This window comes from Vreelandella sp. V005 (assembly GCF_052645115.1).
This window is the reverse complement of sequence record NZ_JBQXYA010000006.1, coordinates 31,265-51,382: the sequence shown is the minus strand read 5'-3', so window position 1 is coordinate 51,382 and position 20,118 is coordinate 31,265. Positions and strand designations below refer to the sequence as shown.

The 20,118-nt window shown below is 53.2% G+C and carries 16 protein-coding genes; 8 read left to right on the top strand and 8 right to left on the bottom strand.

Annotation, left to right across the window (positions count from 1 at the left end):
* Nucleotides 1-38 precede the first annotated feature (38 nt).
* Nucleotides 39-713, top strand: coding sequence for an OmpA family protein (locus tag ACUN8H_RS13870; RefSeq protein WP_445532667.1), 675 nt, complete (start codon nucleotides 39-41; stop codon nucleotides 711-713).
* A 95-nt stretch (nucleotides 714-808) separates the two neighbouring features.
* A complete protein-coding gene (locus ACUN8H_RS13865; protein ID WP_445532666.1) occupies nucleotides 809-1,654 on the top strand; it encodes a 23S rRNA (adenine(2030)-N(6))-methyltransferase RlmJ in 846 nt (281 codons plus the stop codon).
* Between the two features lie 23 nt (nucleotides 1,655-1,677).
* On the opposite strand, the gene mnmE is transcribed toward ACUN8H_RS13865, so the two are convergent.
* The 4 genes from mnmE to rpmH all read right to left on the bottom strand — a co-directional run bounded on the left by mnmE (nucleotide 1,678) and on the right by rpmH (nucleotide 5,578).
* Nucleotides 1,678-3,048, bottom strand: coding sequence for a tRNA uridine-5-carboxymethylaminomethyl(34) synthesis GTPase MnmE (gene mnmE, locus ACUN8H_RS13860; protein ID WP_445532665.1), 1,371 nt, complete (start codon nucleotides 3,046-3,048; stop codon nucleotides 1,678-1,680).
* A 176-nt stretch (nucleotides 3,049-3,224) separates the two neighbouring features.
* Complete coding sequence (gene yidC, locus ACUN8H_RS13855; protein ID WP_445532664.1) at nucleotides 3,225-4,916, bottom strand: membrane protein insertase YidC; 1,692 nt, start codon at nucleotides 4,914-4,916, stop codon at nucleotides 3,225-3,227.
* A gap of 121 nt (nucleotides 4,917-5,037) precedes the next feature.
* Nucleotides 5,038-5,430: a ribonuclease P protein component gene (gene rnpA / locus ACUN8H_RS13850; protein ID WP_445532663.1), complete on the bottom strand. Its 393-nt coding sequence runs from the start codon at nucleotides 5,428-5,430 to the stop codon at nucleotides 5,038-5,040.
* Nucleotides 5,431-5,443: 13 nt separating this feature from the next.
* Entirely contained in the window at nucleotides 5,444-5,578 is a 135-nt protein-coding gene (rpmH, locus tag ACUN8H_RS13845) for a 50S ribosomal protein L34 (protein WP_008959105.1), read from the bottom strand.
* 534 nt (nucleotides 5,579-6,112) lie between these two features.
* On the opposite strand from rpmH, the gene dnaA reads away from it, so the two are divergent.
* The 4 genes from dnaA (at nucleotide 6,113) to gyrB (ending at nucleotide 12,481) form a co-directional block, all read left to right on the top strand.
* Nucleotides 6,113-7,579 carry a chromosomal replication initiator protein DnaA gene (gene dnaA, locus ACUN8H_RS13840; protein ID WP_445532662.1) on the top strand — a complete coding sequence of 489 codons (1,467 nt, stop codon included), beginning with the start codon at nucleotides 6,113-6,115 and terminating at the stop codon, nucleotides 7,577-7,579.
* A gap of 61 nt (nucleotides 7,580-7,640) precedes the next feature.
* Entirely contained in the window at nucleotides 7,641-8,744 is a 1,104-nt protein-coding gene (gene dnaN / locus ACUN8H_RS13835) for a DNA polymerase III subunit beta (RefSeq protein ID WP_445532661.1), read from the top strand.
* Between the two features lie 131 nt (nucleotides 8,745-8,875).
* Complete coding sequence (gene recF / locus ACUN8H_RS13830) at nucleotides 8,876-9,979, top strand: DNA replication/repair protein RecF (protein WP_445532660.1); 1,104 nt, start codon at nucleotides 8,876-8,878, stop codon at nucleotides 9,977-9,979.
* An 81-nt stretch (nucleotides 9,980-10,060) separates the two neighbouring features.
* A complete protein-coding gene (gyrB, locus tag ACUN8H_RS13825; protein WP_445532659.1) occupies nucleotides 10,061-12,481 on the top strand; it encodes a DNA topoisomerase (ATP-hydrolyzing) subunit B in 2,421 nt (806 codons plus the stop codon).
* Nucleotides 12,482-12,587: 106 nt separating this feature from the next.
* Here gyrB and gmhB read toward each other — a convergent pair whose 3' ends face one another.
* From gmhB to glyQ, 3 genes are all read right to left on the bottom strand, one after another.
* Nucleotides 12,588-13,145 carry a D-glycero-beta-D-manno-heptose 1,7-bisphosphate 7-phosphatase gene (gene gmhB, locus ACUN8H_RS13820; protein WP_445532658.1) on the bottom strand — a complete coding sequence of 186 codons (558 nt, stop codon included), beginning with the start codon at nucleotides 13,143-13,145 and terminating at the stop codon, nucleotides 12,588-12,590.
* 162 nt (nucleotides 13,146-13,307) lie between these two features.
* Nucleotides 13,308-15,374, bottom strand: coding sequence for a glycine--tRNA ligase subunit beta (glyS, locus tag ACUN8H_RS13815; protein WP_445532657.1), 2,067 nt, complete (start codon nucleotides 15,372-15,374; stop codon nucleotides 13,308-13,310).
* On the bottom strand, nucleotides 15,375-16,346 hold the full coding sequence (gene glyQ / locus ACUN8H_RS13810) for a glycine--tRNA ligase subunit alpha (RefSeq protein ID WP_445532656.1): 972 nt from the start codon (nucleotides 16,344-16,346) through the stop codon (nucleotides 15,375-15,377).
* Nucleotides 16,347-16,455: 109 nt separating this feature from the next.
* Between glyQ and rfaD the strand changes: the two genes are divergently transcribed.
* Entirely contained in the window at nucleotides 16,456-17,412 is a 957-nt protein-coding gene (gene rfaD, locus ACUN8H_RS13805) for an ADP-glyceromanno-heptose 6-epimerase (protein WP_445532655.1), read from the top strand.
* Nucleotides 17,405-18,448: a lipopolysaccharide heptosyltransferase II gene (gene waaF / locus ACUN8H_RS13800; protein ID WP_445532654.1), complete on the top strand. Its 1,044-nt coding sequence runs from the start codon at nucleotides 17,405-17,407 to the stop codon at nucleotides 18,446-18,448. The genes rfaD and waaF overlap by 8 nt, the downstream gene beginning before the upstream one ends.
* Here waaF and ACUN8H_RS13795 read toward each other — a convergent pair.
* The gene (locus ACUN8H_RS13795) at nucleotides 18,438-20,081 is read right to left on the bottom strand and encodes a sulfatase-like hydrolase/transferase (protein WP_445532653.1); all 1,644 of its coding nucleotides are present in this window, start codon (nucleotides 20,079-20,081) and stop codon (nucleotides 18,438-18,440) included. The two genes, waaF and ACUN8H_RS13795, sit on opposite strands and share 11 nt — an antisense overlap.
* Nucleotides 20,082-20,118 lie beyond the last annotated feature (37 nt).

Here is a 20,118-nt window from a genome sequence, read left to right as displayed (position 1 = left end):
AGTAAAGCGATTTCCCGAACACAAACAAGGAGTGAGTGATGCGCATACCTAAACTACTGACACCGTTGGCGGCCGCTATTTTATTGGCAGGTTGTGCCACATCGGATCCTTACGGTGGCCAAACTCAGCGCTCCAGCACAGCGATGGGCACTGGGATTGGCGCCGCGGTAGGTGCGGCTGCAGGCGCGCTTTCTGGCGATGGCAGCACTAGCCGCCGTGATCGCGCGCTGATTGGTGCCGCCGTAGGTGCCGCCGCCGGCGCGGGTATTGGCGTCTATATGGACCGTCAAGAGCAGCAGTTGCGTGATAATTTGCAGGGTTCACGCATTGAGATCGATCGTCGTGGCGACGATATTGTGCTCAATATGCCCAGTGGCGTTACGTTTGGTTTTGATTCAGCTGAGCTTACCAGCGAGGCGCGCAGCTCTCTTAACGAAGTCGCCAATGTGTTAACTCAGTACCAAGATACGCGCGTGAATATTGCCGGCCATACCGATAGCACTGGTGAAGCAAGCTATAATCAGCAGCTATCCCAGCGTCGCGCCCAAGCCGTGGGTAGCTATTTGACCCAAAACGGTGTTTCATCCACCCGTCTTAATACCTCAGGGTATGGTGCTACCCAGCCGGTTGCCAGTAACGACAACGAGCAGGGGCGTGCGCAGAACCGCCGCGTAGAAATTACCTTATCGCCTACGGGTAACGGTCAAGGCTAAGCTCAACATTTCATTGAGTTAATCTGGCTATTGTCGCTAAAAGCCCGCTATGCTTCCATAGCGGGCTTTTTTCATTCACTTGTAGCAGAGTCTTCATGCTGTCTTATCAACATGCCTACCATGCCGGTAATTTTGCTGATGTGCATAAACACCTGACGCTTTATATTGTCACTGATTATTTGTTACGTAAAAAAAGCGCTATTACATATGTCGATACACATGCCGGGCGTGGGCTTTATCCTCTTGATGCACATGAGACACAACGCCTACAGGAGTATCGCGAAGGTATTTGGCCGCTCTGGCAAGCTCGCGCCGCGCTTGAAGATTCGTTACTGCTTACCTGGTTGGAAGCGGTAGCCGCTGCGCAAATCTCTGCTACTGGGCTGACCCATTACCCCGGTTCTCCCTGGTGGCTTGGCCATTCTCTACGTGAGCAGGATCAATTACGCTTGTTTGAGCTGCACCCTGGTGAGCACAAACAGCTCTCCGCTCAGGCATTACTCCCTAACGCCCAGCGAGTGTTTGGCGATGGGCTGGCAGGGCTTGCGGCCATGCTGCCTGTCGTTACGCCTCGGTTATGCGTTCTTATTGATCCTAGCTACGAGCGCAAAGGTGAGTACCAGGATGTGGGCGATACCGTCGCTTACACGCTGGAGAAAGCGCGTCATGCAGTGGTATTGATCTGGTACCCACTGCTGCCAGCGGGCCACCACCACATACTATTAGACGCCTTGAAAGAGAGCGGTCTGCGTAAAATATGGCGCAGTGAATTGCGGCTCCAAGAACCCGGCGAGCAGTCTCACGGTATGTTCGGGAGTGGCATGCTGGTCATTAACCCCCCTTGGGGGTTAGATAAGCAGCTAGCCGGCGCCATGGCGGACGTGACCCCGCTGCTAGGCGCGACTAGCCGCTACCAAGCGGACTGGTGGGTGGGAGAGTAGTGGCTGCAACGCGTAATGTTGCTTTATTTACCGATACAGAAACTGCCGAAAATTTCGCCTAGTAAATCATCAGCGCTGAATTCGCCGGTGATCTCACCCAGCGCCTGCTGAGCGTCGCGTAAATCCTCTGCCAGCAGCTCGCCAGCGCCGTAGCCGTCGAGCTGAGCACGACCTGTACCAAGGGCGGACATCGCCCGATCAAGGGCATCCAAGTGGCGTCTACGGGCAGAGAAGCGGCCTTCGGTGGTGGCGGCAAAGCCCATGATCGCTTTCAGATGCGCTTTTAAGTTATCCACACCCTCACCGGTTTTGGCCGATAGACGCACGGTGGGGGGAGTAGTGTTGGCATCCAGGCCTGCCGGTTCGGCACTGGTATCAATCTTATTGCGTACCAGGGTTAACCGCTGTTGGTCGGGCAGGCGCGCAACAAATTCGGGCCATATCGCCATGGGATCCGTTGAGGCGGTGGTACTCGCGTCTACTAGTAATAAAACCCGATCAGCTTTTTCTATTTCCGCCCAGGCACGGGCGACACCGATCTTCTCAACGGCATCGGGGGTGTCACGCAATCCGGCGGTGTCGATGATATGCAGCGGCATACCGTCAATATGAATATGCTCGCGCAACACATCGCGTGTCGTGCCGGCAATGTCTGTGACGATGGCGGTGTCTTGCTCTGTCAGAGCGTTCAGTAGGCTCGATTTGCCCGCATTGGGACGCCCGGCAATGACTACACTCATACCCTCACGCATCAGTGCCCCTTGGCCTGCTGCCTGGCGTACGCTGTTCAGTGCCTGCTGTATGCTATTGAGATGGGTTGCAACGTGGCCATCGGCAAGAAAGTCGATCTCTTCTTCAGGGAAGTCAATTGCTGCCTCAACGTAAACACGTAGCTCGATTAGCCGCTGAACCAACGCGGATACCCGCTTGGAAAACTCCCCCTGAAGCGAACGCACGGCATTCTCAGCCGCTGAACGGGAAGTGGCGTCGATAAGGTCAGCAATCGCCTCTGCCTGGGCCAAGTCGAGCTTGTCATTGAGAAAAGCCCGTTCAGAAAACTCGCCAGGGCGTGCAAGACGCGCACCAAGAGCGACACAGCGCTCCAGCAACATATCCATGATAACAGGGCCGCCATGTCCCTGTAGTTCCAACACGTCTTCACCGGTAAACGAATGAGGGCCATGGAAGAGCATGGCGATACCCTCATCGATATTGCTCTCAGGCCCTTTAAAAGGCCCGTAGTGAGCGTAACGAGGGGCTGGGCAATGCCCTATCATGGCCTCAGCGATCTTCCGACAGGCGGGACCAGAGACGCGAATGATGCCAACGCCGCCGCGCCCAGGGGGAGTGGCCAGCGCCGCGATGGTGTCGGGGGTATAAAGGCGTTCGACCATGGTGACTCTCTTCGTGAAGGGGGAATAGCAACTTATCCACGCTGGTGTGATTGACGTGGCATCGTTCAGCTTGGTGGCTAACGCATAGTGTGGATTTGTCGGCCTTAAAACGCCAGACCCCCGCACGGGGCGGGGGTCTGAAGGCGTCTCAATGACAGCGACATATAACCGTGTGACTACTTGGTTTTCATGCCTTTGCCAATGGTCGGATCATTTTCGATTTTACGCGTAATGTAGTACTGCTGTGCCACCGAAATGATGTTGTTGACCACCCAGTAGATAACCAGACCAGCCGGGAACCACAGGAAGAAGAAGGTAAAGATGATAGGTAACATCTTCATGATCTTCGCCTGCATGGGGTCCGGGGGTGTCGGGTTCAACATCTGCTGAACGAACATCGAAATGCCCATGAGGATCGGCAGAATAAAGTATGGATCCTTCACCGATAGATCCTGAATCCAGAAGATGAACGGCGCGTGGCGCAGTTCGACCGATTCCAGCAGCATCCAGTAGAGCGCGATGAAGACCGGCATCTGAATCACAATAGGTAGACAGCCCCCCAGCGGATTGATCTTCTCCTTCTGGTAGAACTTCATCATCTCTTGCGACATTTTTTGCCGATCGTCGCCATACATCTCTTTCAGGCGCTGCATTTCAGGGCCAAGCTTACGCATCCGACCCATGGATTTGTATGCTTTCGCTGAAAGTGGGAACAGTACCGTTTTGACCAGTACGGTCAGCAGCACAATCGACCAACCCCAATTACCTACCACATCGTGGATTTTATCCAGCAACCAGAAGAGTGGGTTAGCGATAAACCACAGCCAGCCGTAGTCCACGGTTAAGCGCAGGTTGGGCGCTACTTGCTCTAAGTAGTCTTGAATCTTGGGACCCATGTAGAGGGTGGCGCCTAATGTGGCTTCACCTTCCGCCGCAATACTGCTGGTGGGACCTGCAAAAGCGACGACATTGCGATTACTTGAGTCAGTGGTCACGTAGTAGAGGTTTTGCTGATCCTGCTGAGGCGCCCAGGCAGAGACAAAGTAGTGTTGAATAATCGCAATCCAACCACCTTGCGCTTCGCGATTTTCAAAGTTACTGCCTTGAATATCTTCGAAGTCGATCTTCTCGTAGCGTGCGTCTGGCGTTGAGTAGGCGGCACCCAAATAAGAATTCATACCCATTGAAACGCCGCTGGACGGATCCGGGCTGTTGTCACGGGCCAATTGGCCAATAAAGCGCGCACTGACCGGTGCATCGGTGTTATTGGCTAAGTAATAATTAACGTTAACTGCGTAGCTTCCACGCTCAAACGTAAGGCGCTTGATCACCTCAACGCCATTCACGTCGGCGGTTAAGTCGACACTGAGCGTTTCATCGTTATCGCCTAAGCGATACTCTGTATTTTCAGGCGTGAACGCGATACGGCTTGCCTGGCCATCCAACTGAAGGCCTGAACGAGCCACATAGCTACGGCTGCTGTTATCCGATAGCAGTACGTAGTTACGCTCGGAGTCGAGGGAGAGTTTATGCTGGGGTAACGCCGCATACACAATATCGCCACCGTGTGGATCAATGCGTACGTCTAAAACATCGGTGGTTACCGCGATAAAATCACGGCTCGATGAGTCGCTTTCAGTATCGTCAGGTATACCTTCACCCACATCGCTTTGCGGTGAAGAGGCGCTTGGCACCGCTAAGCCGCCTTCCCCATCTTCAATGTCACTAGAAGGCACTGCGTTGCTGCGTTGCGTCGTTTCAGGCACTGAATCGTAATTCGGCTGCCCGTAATCCTGATTCCACTGGACGACTAGCAGGTAGGCAAGTACGGCTAGTGGAATCAGTAATAAAAGTCGTTTTACGTCCATGAGGGTTCTGCCCGCTGGGTGGTGAACATGCTAATGGCGCAGTGTCATTTACTCGACCCTTGACACACGAAAGCCTGCCAGACGGCAGGCCGAGGTCGAGCGGCGAGGTGTGCGCCAAAGGTCACGTGTCACGCTCTGGCGTTGGTGCTGCGATCACCGCCTGTGCGTCACGCTGAAGTCGCTTCCACATGCCGTGTAACTGGCGATGCAAGGTGTCGTTGTCAATATCCTGAACGCCGCGTCGGGCAAGCACTACTATATCCACAGAGGGCAGATGCTCTTGGCGAAGACGGACGGATTCTCGAACGAGACGCTTAAAACGGTTGCGATCGACGGCGCGTTTGACATTTTTCTTGCTGACCACGAGTCCAAGGCGAGGATGCCCCCGGGTACTTAGACGGACTAACGCCATCATACCTTTGCCATGTACTTTCAGGTCGGCTTGATCAAATACGTGACTAAAATCCCCAGCATTTAGTAACCGTAATTGCCGGGGAAAGCCTTGCTGCGGCACACGCAATCCGAGATCAGGCGCTCAGACGCTTGCGGCCCTTGGCACGGCGACGTGCGAGGACGGCGCGACCGTTTTTGGTTGCCATACGAGCACGGAAGCCATGCGCGCGCTTGCGCTTGAGAACGCTAGGTTGAAAAGTGCGTTTCATAACTCGTTATTCCCACGTGGTTTAGGACGGAAAGTGAATTCCAAAAAGCCCGGTCCAGTGAGGAACTAGCCGGGGAGATTCAATTCAAGACCGGAAATTGTAGAGACTTCCTCTGCTGGGTGCAATTTTTCCTTGCACTAAAAGCGTTTTCGCCTATCGACGGACATGCTTGGCACGATAGGTGCCGTCAACATTGCTAACCCTATTATTACTAGTTAGTAGTTCTAAACCTATTGTTATTAATAGTGGGGATACTATTTGTGGATATGTGGTTTAAAACTATATTTTTCAAATGCCTATAATTATAAAAAATCTGTGTGTAAGTGCCGTATAAGCGGTCTACAAGGTGTTAAATAGGTGTGATTAAGCACTGTGGAAAAGTCAATATTGCAAGTTGTCCTCTTCCCTCCACACGGTTTTCCCAAAGGCTCATCGTAAGTTGTCCACAGGGCAATATTGATGATCAAACCCGTGTGGATAACCGAAGCTTTGGGCGCTACAATGGTCGGCCGTTTTCAACCGATGGTGAGATGAGTGCCACTGACGCTTTGGCAACAGTGCCTGGACAACCTGCAGGATGAGCTGAATTCCCAGCAGTTCAATACCTGGATACGCCCGCTGCAGGCAGAAGAGGGAGAGTCCAACGAGCTGCGCTTATTAGCGCCGAATCGTTTTGTGCGCGATTGGGTGAGTGATAAGTATGCCAAGCGGATTAGCGAGTTGATCCGCGAGCTGGCACCGTCAAAGCCCCCCAAAGTAAGCTTGACGGTGGGGAGTCGCAGTATGGCGACGCAGGCTCCTCAACATCGTGACCTGGGCAACCCTATTTCAGCGGCGCCATCGCGTCCCCCTGCACCAGCCGTTCATACGCCTCCGCGCGGTGATATTGCCGATGAACGCGAAATCGATAAGCTGCGCGATGAAGCGCCTGGACGGCGTAATAATGAGCGCCAAGTCCAGGTAGAAGGTAGCCTGAAACATGGCAGCGGATTGAACCCGAATTTTACCTTCGACACTTTCGTCGAAGGTAAATCAAACCAACTGGCCCGCGCGGCCTCCCGCCAAGTGTCAGAAAACCCCGGGGGTGCCTATAACCCGCTTTTCTTATATGGCGGCGTGGGGCTTGGTAAAACGCACTTGATGCATGCGGTGGGGAATGCCTTGGCAACGCGGCGTGAAAATGCGCGCGTGGTATATCTACACTCAGAGCGTTTCGTTGCCGACATGGTCAAGGCGCTACAGCTCAACGCGATAAACGATTTCAAGCGCTTTTATCGCAGCGTCGATGCGTTACTGATTGATGATATTCAGTTTTTTGCTGGTAAAGAGCGCTCACAGGAAGAGTTTTTCCATACCTTCAATGCGCTTTTGGAAGGTGGCCAGCAAATGATTCTTACCTCTGATCGCTACCCTAAAGAGATCAGTGGGGTAGAAGAACGTTTGAAATCTCGCTTTGGCTGGGGCCTCACGGTGGCCATCGAACCGCCCGAGCTTGAAACCCGTGTCGCGATCTTGATGAAAAAGGCTGACCAAGCTAAGGTCGATTTGCCTCACGATGCCGCGTTTTTCATTGCCCAGAAAATCCGTTCCAATGTGCGTGAATTGGAAGGTGCATTGAAAAAGGTGATTGCTGACTCACACTTCATGGGTAAGACGATTACTCAAGATTTTATCCGCGAGTCGTTGAAGGATTTGTTGGCACTCCAAGACAAACAGGTAGGCGTCGATAATATTCAGCGCACGGTCGCCGAGTATTACAAGATCAAGGTAGCGGACTTACTTTCCAAGCGCCGTTCACGCTCGGTTGCCCGCCCTCGTCAGGTGGCCATGGCGCTTGCGAAAGAGCTAACCAACCATAGCTTGCCGGAAATTGGTGATGCCTTTGGCGGGCGCGACCATACAACGGTGCTACACGCTTGCCGTAAAGTGAAATCATTGCAGGAAGAGAGCGCGGATATTCGTGAGGATTACAAGAACTTACTGCGCCTGTTGACCAGTTAATCGTTCCATTTGATGGGCCTGTTCATGTGCAGGTCTTTCAGGATAAAGAACCGGAGTATTGATGAAATTTTCGATTTCCCGAGAGGCGCTGCTACGTCCGCTGACTCTGGTCGCAGGTGTTGTTGAGCGCCGACAAACGTTACCTGTCCTTTCCAACGTGCTGATTCAGGTAGAGGGCGACCAAGTGTCGCTCACAGGTACCGACTTAGAGGTAGAACTGATTGGACGCACGGTGGCCAGTCAGGTGGATCAGGTGGGTGCTGCGACAGTACCTGCCCGCAAGCTGATGGATATTTGTAAATCACTGCCCGATCAGTCTGACATTCAGCTAGCGGTGGAAGAGGGCCGTGCAGTATTACGTAGTGGCCGTTCACGCTTTACCCTGTCGACGCTTCCGGTAGCCGAATTCCCCAATATAGAAGATGCGGACGGCAGTCAGGAGATTAGCGTACCCCGCGGTACGCTAAAGCACCTGATTGAAGCCACCTCATTTGCCATGGCGCAGCAGGATGTTCGTTATTACCTCAACGGTATGTTGTTAGAAATCCAAAGCAACTTACTGCGCACGGTCGCGACGGACGGCCACCGTTTGGCGATGTGCTCACGCCCCATTGAAGTCTCTGTTAGTCAGTCGCAAAAACTGATCGTACCCCGTAAAGGCATCCTTGAGCTGTCGCGCTTGCTGGATGACAGCGATGAACCTGTCAGCCTGACATTGGGCTCTAGCCATGTGCGAGCGCATACGGGTGATTTTACCTTTACCTCTAAGCTTATCGACGGCAAATTTCCTGACTATGAGCGCGTAGTGCCGCGCAATGGCGACAAGGTACTGATCGCCGAGCGTGCTGAGCTGCGTCAGGTGCTTTCACGGACCGCTATTCTTTCCAATGAGAAGTACCGTGGTGTAAGGCTCTATCTTGAGGAGAATAACCTTAAGGTTATGGCCAACAACCCCGAACAGGAAGAAGCAGAGGAAAACATCGCCATTGAATATAACGGTGGGGCGATGGAGGTTGGTTTTAATGTTGGCTATTTGGTCGATGTACTAACGGTGCTTAATGAAGACCGCGTACAAATTACCTTGGCCGACCCTAATAGTAGTGCTTTGCTTGAAGAGCCTGGCGGTGGTGATGCACTCTACGTCGTTATGCCCATGCGGCTATAGAACACATTTCAATTTGAAACGTCGTTATCGCAAAGGCCAAATGACGACAGCGGCGCTTCTGGTAGCAGTAGCGCCGCTTCCTTGTTTGGGCGAGTGCCCTCCATTTCCAGTTTTTAAGTGGTGAGAATAGGATGAGCCTGACACTGCTTAATTTCCACGGCCTGCGTAATCTCCAACCTGTCGAAATGACACCCTCTGCGCGTATCAATGTGATTAGCGGTGCCAATGGCAGTGGTAAAACTAGCCTGCTAGAGGGAATTCATATTCTCGGCATGGGCCGCTCATTTCGAACGCGACAACTCAAGCATGCTATTCAGTCTGATCAGCCTCATATGACTCTGTATGGACGTTTGAGCGGCGAGCCGGAGGTTACCCTTGGCGTCCGCCGGTTGCGCGCCCAGAGAGAGCTTGAGCTGCGCTTGAAAGGCGATAAGAATGCTCGTTTGGCCGAGCTGGTCGAAGCAATGCCACTTCAGCTGATTAACCCTGACGCCTTTCGCCTGCTGGAAGGCTCACCATCAGGACGCCGCGAGTTTCTCGATTGGGGAGTGTTTCACGTGAAACATGACTTTTTGGGAATCTGGAAGCGCACTAGGCGTGCGTTGAAACATCGGAATGCCCTGCTAAGGCGTGGTAGAATACAGCCTCAGGAAATGGCGGTGTGGGAACAGGAGCTCGCTATGTGGGGAGAGCAGATGGATGCTTTACGCCGCGTGTGGTTCAGTGATTTTTTACCCGTCTTTGAAGAAACACTAAAGGTGCTGCTTCCACTCCCGGGGCTTACGCTAAATTATGCGCGAGGATGGGATAAGGAACGCTCTCTCTCGGCAGTGTTGTACGATAGTCGGGCAACTGATCAGCAAATGGGCTTTACGCAGCAAGGACCACAGCGCGCTGATTTGCGTATAAGAGTCAATAAGCAGCCAGCTGTAGAAGTGCTTTCCAGAGGCCAGCAAAAGTTAGTGGTGAGTGCTTTAAAGCTCGCTCAAGGGCGGTTTCTGGAAAGAACAGCACAGCGGCACTGTATTTATCTTATCGATGATTTACCTGCAGAACTGGATGAGCAAAATCGCTACCAGTTTTGCCAACTGCTTGAAGAGATGCAGTGCCAAGCATTTATTACCAGCGTCGAACCTTTTGCGTTAAGGAGCACCTGGCGGCAGGAGACCTCGGTGAGAATGTTTCACGTGAAACAAGCCGATCAGGGACTCAGCCACTTAGTGCTTTCAAGTTAATGCTTACGAGTTAGTGATTTCGAGCTAACGCGAACGGTATAGACGATACGGAACGAGACAGACTTCACGACGGAGTGGTCAATGAGCGAGCAGGCTTACGATTCATCAAGCATTAAGGTGCTCAAGGGGCTGGACGCAGTGCGTAAGCGTCCAGGTATGTATATTGGTGACACCGACGACGGCACCGGTCTGCATCACATGGTCTTCGAATTGGTGGATAACTCCATCGATGAAGCCCTGGCTGGGCATTGCAGCGAAATTCGCGTTGTCATTCACCCGGATGAGTCAATCACCGTTAGCGATAACGGTCGCGGCGTTCCCACCGAGCTTCATGAGGGGGAGGGGGTCTCTGCGGCGGAAGTTATTATGACGGTACTGCACGCGGGCGGTAAATTCGACGATAACTCGTATAAAGTTTCTGGCGGGCTACATGGTGTAGGCGTTTCCGTTGTAAACGCACTGTCTGCGGAGCTTCGCTTGACCATTTGGCGTCAGGGTGAAGTGTTTGAACAGATGTATCATCACGGTGTGCCCCAAGCGCCGCTGAGCGTAGTCGGCAAAACGGAAAAAAGCGGTACTCGGGTACATTTTCGTCCCTCGCCTGAAACCTTTGGCAATATCGAGTTTCATTTCGATATTCTTGCCAAGCGCTTGCGTGAACTCTCTTTCTTGAACTCCGGTGTGGCTATTCGTTTGATGGATGAGCGTTCCGGCAAAGAAGAGCTGTTCCACTACGAAGGTGGTTTGAGAGCGTTTGTCGATCACCTTAATACTAATAAAACGGTGATCAACCCGGTTTTCCACTTTAACGCGGTTCGTGATGATGGCGTTGAAGTCGAGGTAGCCATGCAGTGGAGCGAAGCTTTCACTGAAAACATCTTCTGCTATACCAATAATATTCCCCAGCGGGACGGGGGCGCCCACTTGGCCGGCTTCCGTGCGGGTCTTACTCGCACGCTCAATAACTATATTGAAGCTGAAAATCTGCTCAAAAAAGCCAAGGTAAATACCACAGGCGATGATGCGCGTGAGGGTTTAACGGCTATTATTTCCGTTAAAGTGCCGGATCCTAAGTTTTCGTCACAAACTAAAGACAAGCTAGTTTCCAGCGAAGTGAAGACCGCTGTCGAGCAGGAAATGAGCCGCCTCTTTTCTGACTACCTTATTGAAAAACCAAACGAAGCTAAAGCAATCGTCAATAAGATGCTGGATGCCGCGCGGGCACGTGAAGCTGCTCGCAAGGCGCGTGATATGACCCGTCGCAAAGGCGCACTGGATATTGCAGGCTTGCCTGGCAAGCTGGCGGATTGCCAGGAAAAAGACCCTAGCCAATCAGAATTGTACTTGGTGGAGGGTGACTCGGCAGGTGGCAGTGCCAAACAGGGCCGGGATCGTCGTACCCAAGCGATCTTGCCGCTCAAGGGTAAAATCCTAAACGTCGAGAAAGCGCGTTTTGATAAAATGCTCTCTTCTGCGGAAGTAGGTACCTTGATTACGGCTCTTGGCTGCGGCATTGGCCGCGAAGAGTTTAACCCCGATAAGCTGCGCTACCATTCAGTCATTATCATGACCGATGCCGATGTGGATGGCTCGCATATCCGTACACTGCTGCTGACGTTCTTTTTCCGTCAGATGCCTGAATTGATTGAGCGTGGCCATATTTTCATTGCCCAGCCGCCGCTGTATAAAATCAAGCGCGGTAAGCAAGAGCTTTATCTCAAAGACGAGCAGGCGATGGTGGACTACTTGACCACCACGGCACTGGATGGCGCTGGTTTACATGTGAATGCGAACGCACCTGGTATTTCAGGCTCTCAGCTAGAAACACTGGTGAATCAATATCGCAATGTCATGAAGCGTATTGATCGTTTGTCGCGTGTTTATCCCAATGAAGTGCTCAAGCAGATTGTCCACACTTCCGCACTCAAAGGCGAAGAAAGCCTGAAAGATCGCGTGACCATGCAGAACTGGATTGATGAAATTCAGAAAACCATGGATGACATGGTGGCCTACGAAGGAGGCCCGCGTTATCACTTCCATCTGCAAGAAGACGCTGAACGTGGGCTATTCCTGCCTACTGTTTCGTTAGTTGCGCACGGCGTCACCACTGAGTACACCTGGGGCCTCGACTTTTTTGAAAGCGCTGATTATCGAGGCATCGCTGAGTTGGGCGAAACCCTGGATGGCTTCCTGGAAGAGGGCGCCTTTATTGCCCGGGGCGAACGTCAAAAGCCTGTGTCTCATTTCTCCGAAGTGCTGGCATGGCTGATGCAAGAGGGCCAGCGTGGTCTATCGGTGCAGCGTTATAAAGGTCTGGGTGAAATGAATCCGGACCAGCTGTGGGATACGACGATGGATCCGGATAGTCGTCGTATGCTGCGCGTGACCATCGAAGATGCCGTGGGTGCCGATATGATGTTCAACACGCTGATGGGCGATGACGTGGAGCCACGCCGCGATTTCATCGAAACCAACGCGCTAGTGGCTAACTTGGACGTATAAGAGATGTTTGTTACGGTCGTCATATGTTTCACGTGAAACATAGTGATGATCAGGAATGGAAGCGCCGCTAGTTTCCTAGTGGCGCTTTTTTATTACAGATCCGTATTTACTGATTGGTAGTGATCATCCAATCGACAAAGTGCGCTAAATCATCGAAAACATGTGCTTTTTCAAGCCCTATGCCCTTGGCTTCAGTTTTTATCCCTTTCCCGGTTCTAACCAGCACGGCACGGCAGTCAACTGCTTCGCCCGCTTGTAAATCTCGCAGACTATCTCCCACTATCCAGCTACCTTTTAGGCTTGTCAGCCCCAGCTGTCGCTTAATCTGATGAAGCATGCCAGGTAAAGGTTTGCGGCACTGGCACTCATCGTCAGGCCCATGGGGACAGTAGGCGATGTGAGCAATGCGTCCACCTTCCTTCTCTACCAACGCTATCAAGCGACCATGCATACTCTGAAGCGTTGCTTCATCATAATACCCGCGCGCGATACCCGACTGATTGGTTGCTACTACCACCGTAAATCCTGCATGGCTGAGGCGAGCGATGGCGGCAATTGAAGAGGGGTAGGGCACCCATTCATCTAAGGATTTTATATAAGCATCAGAATCATGATTAATGACGCCGTCACGATCCAGAATGATAAGTTTTTCGGCACTCAGCATGGAAATCCTATTGAGATAGTCGTAGGGGGACTTTCTGTTTGTTATTTATATCGCTTACCTTGGATTAGCAATAGTGTTTCACGTGAAACACATATTTGCAGTCAACAAAAAGCCCAGCCATAAAGGCTGGGCTTGGACTAGAGACTGCGCCTGAGCAGGCGGCTACTGTGGTAACAGCGAAATATCGGCGACTTCTAAAAAGAGCGCCTGAAGGCTAGCGAGTAACGCTAATCGATTGCGCTGAATAGCCGGATCATCAGCCATCACCATCACTTGGTCAAAGAAGGCATCCACCGGCTCACGCAGAGTAGCAAGAGCGTCCAATGCTTGCTGATAGTGGCCTGTAGCAAACAGCGGGGCCACCTGTGCCTGGCTTCCGCTCACGGCGTCGAACAATGCGCGCTCGGCATCTTCCTGTAACAAGGGGGGATCGACCTGGGTGCTACCGTTGTGCTCTTGTTTAGCCAGAATGTTGGAGACACGCTTGTTAGCGGCTGCCAATGCGGCTGCTTCATCTCGCTGAGCAAAGGCTTTTACAGCCCGCAGGCGACGAGCGAAGTCGAGGGGATTGGTCACCGGACGAGCGCGGACGGCAAGATACATTTCCGCACTGATGCCTTCTTCCTGGCCCCAGGCACGGAAGCGATCCAACATATAGGTCAGCACGTCTTCAACCAAACCATCGGCCTTGGGTAGGCGTTGGTGTTGCTCGACAGCGACGGTGAGCAGCTCGCGCAGGTCAAGATCCAGCTCGCCTTTGATCAGAATGTTGAGCACACCAATCGATGCACGGCGTAGCGCAAAGGGATCCTTCGCGCCGGTGGGGCGTTGCCCAATACTGAAGATACCCACCAGGGTATCCAGCCGATCAGCCAGGGCTAACGCCTTGCCGGTCTCACTCTGAGGAATGACATCCGTGGCGAACCGCGGCAGGTACTGCTCCTCGAGCGCTTGAGAAACCTCAGCGGGCTCACCGTCCTGCTCGGCGTAGTAACGTCCCATGATGCCCTGAAGCTCAGGGAATTCGAGCACCATCTCGGTGACTAGGTCACATTTAGCAAGTGCCACGGCGCGTTGGGCATGCCCCACATCGCCGTTAATCCGCTCTGCGATAAAGGAAGCGATGGCGGTACTACGACGAGCCTTGTCTGCCAGAGTGCCGAGCTGCAGTTGGAAAACTACGCTTTCCAACTGCGGGATACGCGAGGCCAGTGTATGCTTGCGGTCGGTATCGTAGAAAAACGCTGCGTCGGCGAGGCGAGGGCGAATGACCTTCTCGTTACCGGCAATGACCTGGTCGGGGTCGGCGCTATCGATATTGGCGATGGTGATAAATAGCGGTTTTAGCTTGCCCTGGTCATCTAGTAAATGAAAATATTTTTGGTTGGCCTTCATCGAAGAGATCAGGCACTCGGCAGGCACTTCCAGGAAGCGCTCATCAAAACTGCCGGTCAGTGCTACCGGCCATTCCACCAAGCCGCTGACTTCGACCAGTAGGTCTTCATCAATAACAGCCATGGCTTCTTGCACTTCGGCTTCTGCCAGCACCTGCTCACGGATGCGTTCGCGACGTAGCTCGCGGTCCACCAGCACGTAAGCATTTTCCAGCGTAGCCACATATTCATCGGCATGGGTTAACTGGATTGCATCAGGGGCATGAAAGCGGTGGCCGTAAGTGGTACAGCTTGCCTGAAGGCCTAGCGCTTCGGCAGCCACGACATCACTACCATAAAGCGCCACTAGCCAGTGAACGGGACGAGAAAACTCAATCCGTGAAGCACCCCAGCGCATATTTTTGGGCACTGGTAGGGTACTGATTGATTTACGGATAATCTCGGGCAGCAGTGCTTGAACAGACTCGCCCTCTTGCTGTTCGCGGTAGCCAAGCCAGGTGCCTTTATTGGTTTCCAGGTGGATCAACTCATCCACGCTAACGCCACAGGAGCGGGCAAACCCTTCAGCCGCTTTGGTGGGCACGCCATCCTTAAAAGCCGCTGCCAGGGCTGGACCACGGCGTTCCACTTCGCGGTCAGGCTGTTTGTCAGCCAACCCCGACACTTGTACCGCTAAACGGCGCGGCGTGGCAAAGGCGCTAATGCTCGCGAACGGTACATCCGCTTCCTGCAGACCTTTGGCAATACCTGCGGCAAACGCATCGGACAGTGTATCCAAGGCCGTGGGTGGCAACTCTTCAGCACCGAGTTCTAATATAAGCGTATCAACAGCCATTTAGTCGTCTCCCTGATCGGCGAGTAGCTCTTGCAACAGTTCGCGGCGAAGTATTTCTGGCGCCATGGGGAAACCTTCTGCCTTACGCGACTCAAAGTAAGCAGTGGCCACGTCGCGAGCCATGGTACGAACGCGCAGAATAAAACGCTGACGTTCGGTAACCGAAATGGCGTGACGAGCATCCAATAGGTTAAACGTGTGCGATGCCTTCAGAACCTGTTCGTAGGCGGGCAGCGGCAGGTTGGCAGTGAGCAGCTTGCCACACTCTGTTTCCTGGTGATCAAAGTTAGCAAACAGTTGATCCACATTGGCATGTTCAAAGTTGTAGGTAGACTGCTCGCGCTCGTTCTGCAGATATACATCGCCGTAGGTGACTTTGCTGCCATCCGGAGCGATCGCCCAGACTAAATCGTAGACACTGTCGACGTCCTGCAGGTACATGGCGATACGCTCAAGCCCATAGGTCAGTTCGCCGGTAACCGGGTAGCACTCAATGCCACCCGCTTGCTGAAAATAGGTAAACTGGGTGACTTCCATGCCGTTCAACCAGATTTCCCAACCCAGGCCCCAAGCGCCCAAGGTTGGGGATTCCCAGTTATCCTCGACAAAGCGCACATCATGAATCAGCGGATCGAGACCGAGACGCTTGAGTGAGCCGAGATAAAGCTCCTGTAGGTTGCTTGGCGATGGCTTCATCACCACCTGAAACTGGTAATAGTGCTGTAGGCGGTTGGGGTTCTCGCCATAGCGGCCATCAGTAGGGCGCCTAGAAGGCTGCACATAGGCTGCGTTCCAGGTTTCGGGGCCAATCGCCCGCAGGAAAGTAGCGGGGTGGAAGGTGCCCGCGCCGACTTCCATATCGAGCGGCTGAAGGATGACACAGCCCTGTTCTGCCCAGTATTGCTGCAGAGCAAGGATCAAGCCTTGAAAGGTCGACACATCGGGTGTCGATTGGTTTGTCGAGACACTCATCGCGGAAAGCACCGTTGGCCATGAATTCATAAGGCGTCAAGTATACAATCCTAGGCAGATGGGTTATAGGCACGTATGCCAACAAGCCGCGTTAGGTAAGGAGAACAGCATGATTGTGGTAACAGGCGGTGCCGGTTTTATCGGGGCCAACATAGTAAAAGCACTGAATAATCGTGGTCGTGATGATGTGATGGTGGTCGATGATCTGCGCGATGGCACCAAATTCGTCAACCTGGCCGACTGTACGCTGGCGGATTATCTGGATAAAGATGACTTCCTTGCCAGAGTAAAAGCTGCCTTGAAAGGGGACGACGTCGATTTGCCTACCATCGATGCCATTTTCCATGAAGGTGCCTGCTCAGATACTACCGAGTGGGATGGCCACTACATGATGGAAAATAACTTCGAGTACTCCAAGGTGCTGCTGAACTACTGTGAGCAGCAGGGCATCCCCTTCCTGTACGCGTCATCGGCGGCGACCTATGGCGGCAGCGAGGTTTTCAAAGAGGTGCCCGAGTGCGAAAAGCCGCTCAACGTTTATGGCTATTCCAAGCTGCTATTCGATCAGCACGTGCGTTCGCGCTGGAGCGAGCTAACCACCCAAGTAGTGGGCTTTCGCTACTTTAACGTGTACGGCCCACGGGAACAGCATAAGGGCAAAATGGCCAGCGTGGCGTACCACAATCATCTGCAAATTCGCAATGGCGAAACCTTGAAGCTGTTCGGTGCCTACGGGGAATACGAAGCGGGGATGCAAAGTCGCGATTTCGTCTATGTCGGCGATGTGGTCGACGTGAATCTCTGGTTCCTGGATCATCCTGATCAGTCGGGCATCTTTAATCTAGGCACTGGGCGCGCAGAGCCCTTCAAAGCAATTGGCGAAGCGGTTATCGACTTCTACGGTAAAGGCGAGATCGATTACATTGCCTTCCCTGAAGAGTTGAAAGGGCGCTATCAGAGCTATACGCGGGCTGACATTGGCGAGTTACGCGCCAGTGGCTGCGATGTGGCGTTTAAAACCGTTGCTCAAGGGGTCAAGGCCTACTTGGGGTGGTTAAATGACTAACTCGGCTCAGCGCTTGCTGGTGATCGGCCCTTCGTGGGTGGGCGATATGGTCATGGCGCAAAGCCTGTTCATGACACTGAAAGCCCGGCAGCCAGACGCCACGATAGGGGTGATTGCCCCCGCCTGGTCGCAGCCTATTTTAGAGCGCATGCCTGAGGTAAATGAAGTATTACCGTTAGCGGTTGGTCATGGCGAATTTGGCTTGGCCAGCCGCCGCGAGCTCGCCAGCCGCTTAAGAGGACGATTCGATCGCGCGATTGTATTGCCGCGTTCTTGGAAGGCCGCGCTGGTGCCCTTTATGGCGCGCATACCTGAGCGTGTTGGCTTTGTGGGCGAGCATCGTTACGGTCTCCTCAACGAGCGCCGTAAGCTCGACAAGCAGGTACTGGATCAAACGGTAAAGCGCTTTGTGTCGCTGGGGTTGCCCCCTGAAGAAGCGACTCGCGGTGACTTTATATTGCCCAAGCCGCGGCTGCAGGTTGATCGGGATAATCTGGATAACTTGCGCCTGACGCATTCGCTTTCATCGCGTACGGCGATTGGTATGATGCCGGGCGCTGAATATGGCCCCGCCAAGCAGTGGCCTGTCAGTTACTTTCACCGTCTGGCTGAGTGTTTGGTTAAAGAAGGTTTTGAAGTGCGTGTGCTGGGCGGCGCCAAGGATCACCCCGCGGGCGAGGAAATTACCCAGGGGCTTGCTCATGCCCATAACCTATGCGGCAAAACACAGCTGGCCGATGCTGTTGACTTGCTGGCGGACTGTCGGCAAGTGGTCACCAATGATTCAGGTTTGATGCATGTGGCTGCCGCGGTAGGCGTCCGTATCCATGCATTATATGGCTCTTCATCGCCCACCTACACGCCGCCGCTAACTGATAATGCAGTGATTCACTATTTAGCGCTTTCCTGTTCGCCGTGCTTTCAGCGTACCTGCCCCTTGGGGCATACCAATTGCCTTAATGAGTTGAGTGTCGAGCAGGTATATCAACAGATCCATGCGTCTCATCAGCGGGAAAGCATTATTGCTAATGACTGAGCTCCATTTCATCGGCGAGATCGGCGGGCGTTTCAACGGTTTGCTTTTGCGAAGAGAGCTCGTCGGCTTCACGGCGCTGAGGAGAGATGCCTTCCCAGAGGCGGTGCTGCAGCGCTGTCTCTTCCCTGAGGCGCTCGTTGAGTACTTCGATGCCATGCGCTTCGACCAGCGTTCGTTGATCACTAAACAGCGACGTGCCTAAGCCCGCCCGGCTGCGTTCTAAGCGAAAACCTAGCGCATCCAACAACGTGGGGAAGACGTCCAGCATGGTGGCATCGCGACGAATACGTTGCGGCTGGATACCATCACCTATCATGATGAGGGTGTTGTCGCGATCAAGCGCCGTTAATTGATCCCACACTGACACCCGCATAGTTAGGTGGTCGCTGAGTATTACCACCAGCGTATTGTCGAGTAACCCTTCGCTTTTCAGGCGGCCAATTAAATCTCGGGCAAGCCATGTGGAGCACTTAACCGAGTAAAGAATATCCTGCCCGTCAAACTCTCCCTGCTGCTTTACACATGATTGGGAAGGGTATCCATTGGGTGCATGGCCTGCCAAATTAAGTGTTACCACCCCCCAGGGGCCGTTATCCTCTTTTTCCAAGCGCCGGATTTCGTCAGCGGTAATGTTATAGAGGGTATCATCGTACAGCCCCCAACTATTTACATACTCTGGATCGCTCAGCAGCGGCTCTAGCTCTTCACGTCCTTTAACGTTGTTGAATTGATGGCCGCGATAGAAAAGCCCTTTACCCGCAAATTGGGAACTGGCGCCACCCAGGTAGCTGAGCTGGTAGCCCTGCGCCGCAAGTATATCGCCAAGACAATCGACGCCCGGTACCACTTTCGAAAGCGGCTCAAACTGGCTGTCGTGAAGCAGCCCTGCAGGCATCAAGGGCACACCGCATTGGCTGGCTATCATGCCCGCCATCGTCCAACCGGTGTTATCCATCTGTCGCACACCTTCGAACACGGCGCCTTCTTGCCCCAGCGCGTTGAGATGGGTGTAAGTATCACCGAATATTTCATCGGCATAGGTGCGCTCTATGCTTTCTAGGTACAAGAGAAGTAAGTTAGGGGCATCTCTCAACTCTTCAGCGGGGGGGGGCTTATAGCGGCGATCCAACCAAGCACCGTCATCGGTAACAATAGCGGCGCTGCGTTGGCCCAGTCCAAACAACAGCGGATTACTGGCCAGCAGTAAAATAGCGAAAAAACGCTCGGCTAACCGCCAGCGCTGGTCATGTCGTGACAGCCAAGTGACCGCTGCCAGCACCCCTATCATGATCAGTATATAAAATACGGCGGACAGCATTTTACCGGCGCCGCCATGCTCGGCCATGCCTGCCTGGAGGTGAAAAAACACCGCTCCCAGATCGACAATGCCGAAGCTATCCGCCAAGTAAACGTAGACACCCCAGAGGGCTAGCGGGAAAAGTGACCACGGCCACATCTTGCGGTAACGAGCATTGGCAGGCTGCCCCCAGCGGAGTTTTAGACCTACACCAATCCAAATGGCTGCGACAAAAAACAGCGTCCACCAAGGCAGGCGAGTCAGTACCGTGACGGTATAGCCTAAGCAGAGGCCGATAGTGATGATCGCTATTTGTCGAATAGCACGAGGATTCATGGGCAACCTACGTTAAAAGGCAAATTAATAAATTAAT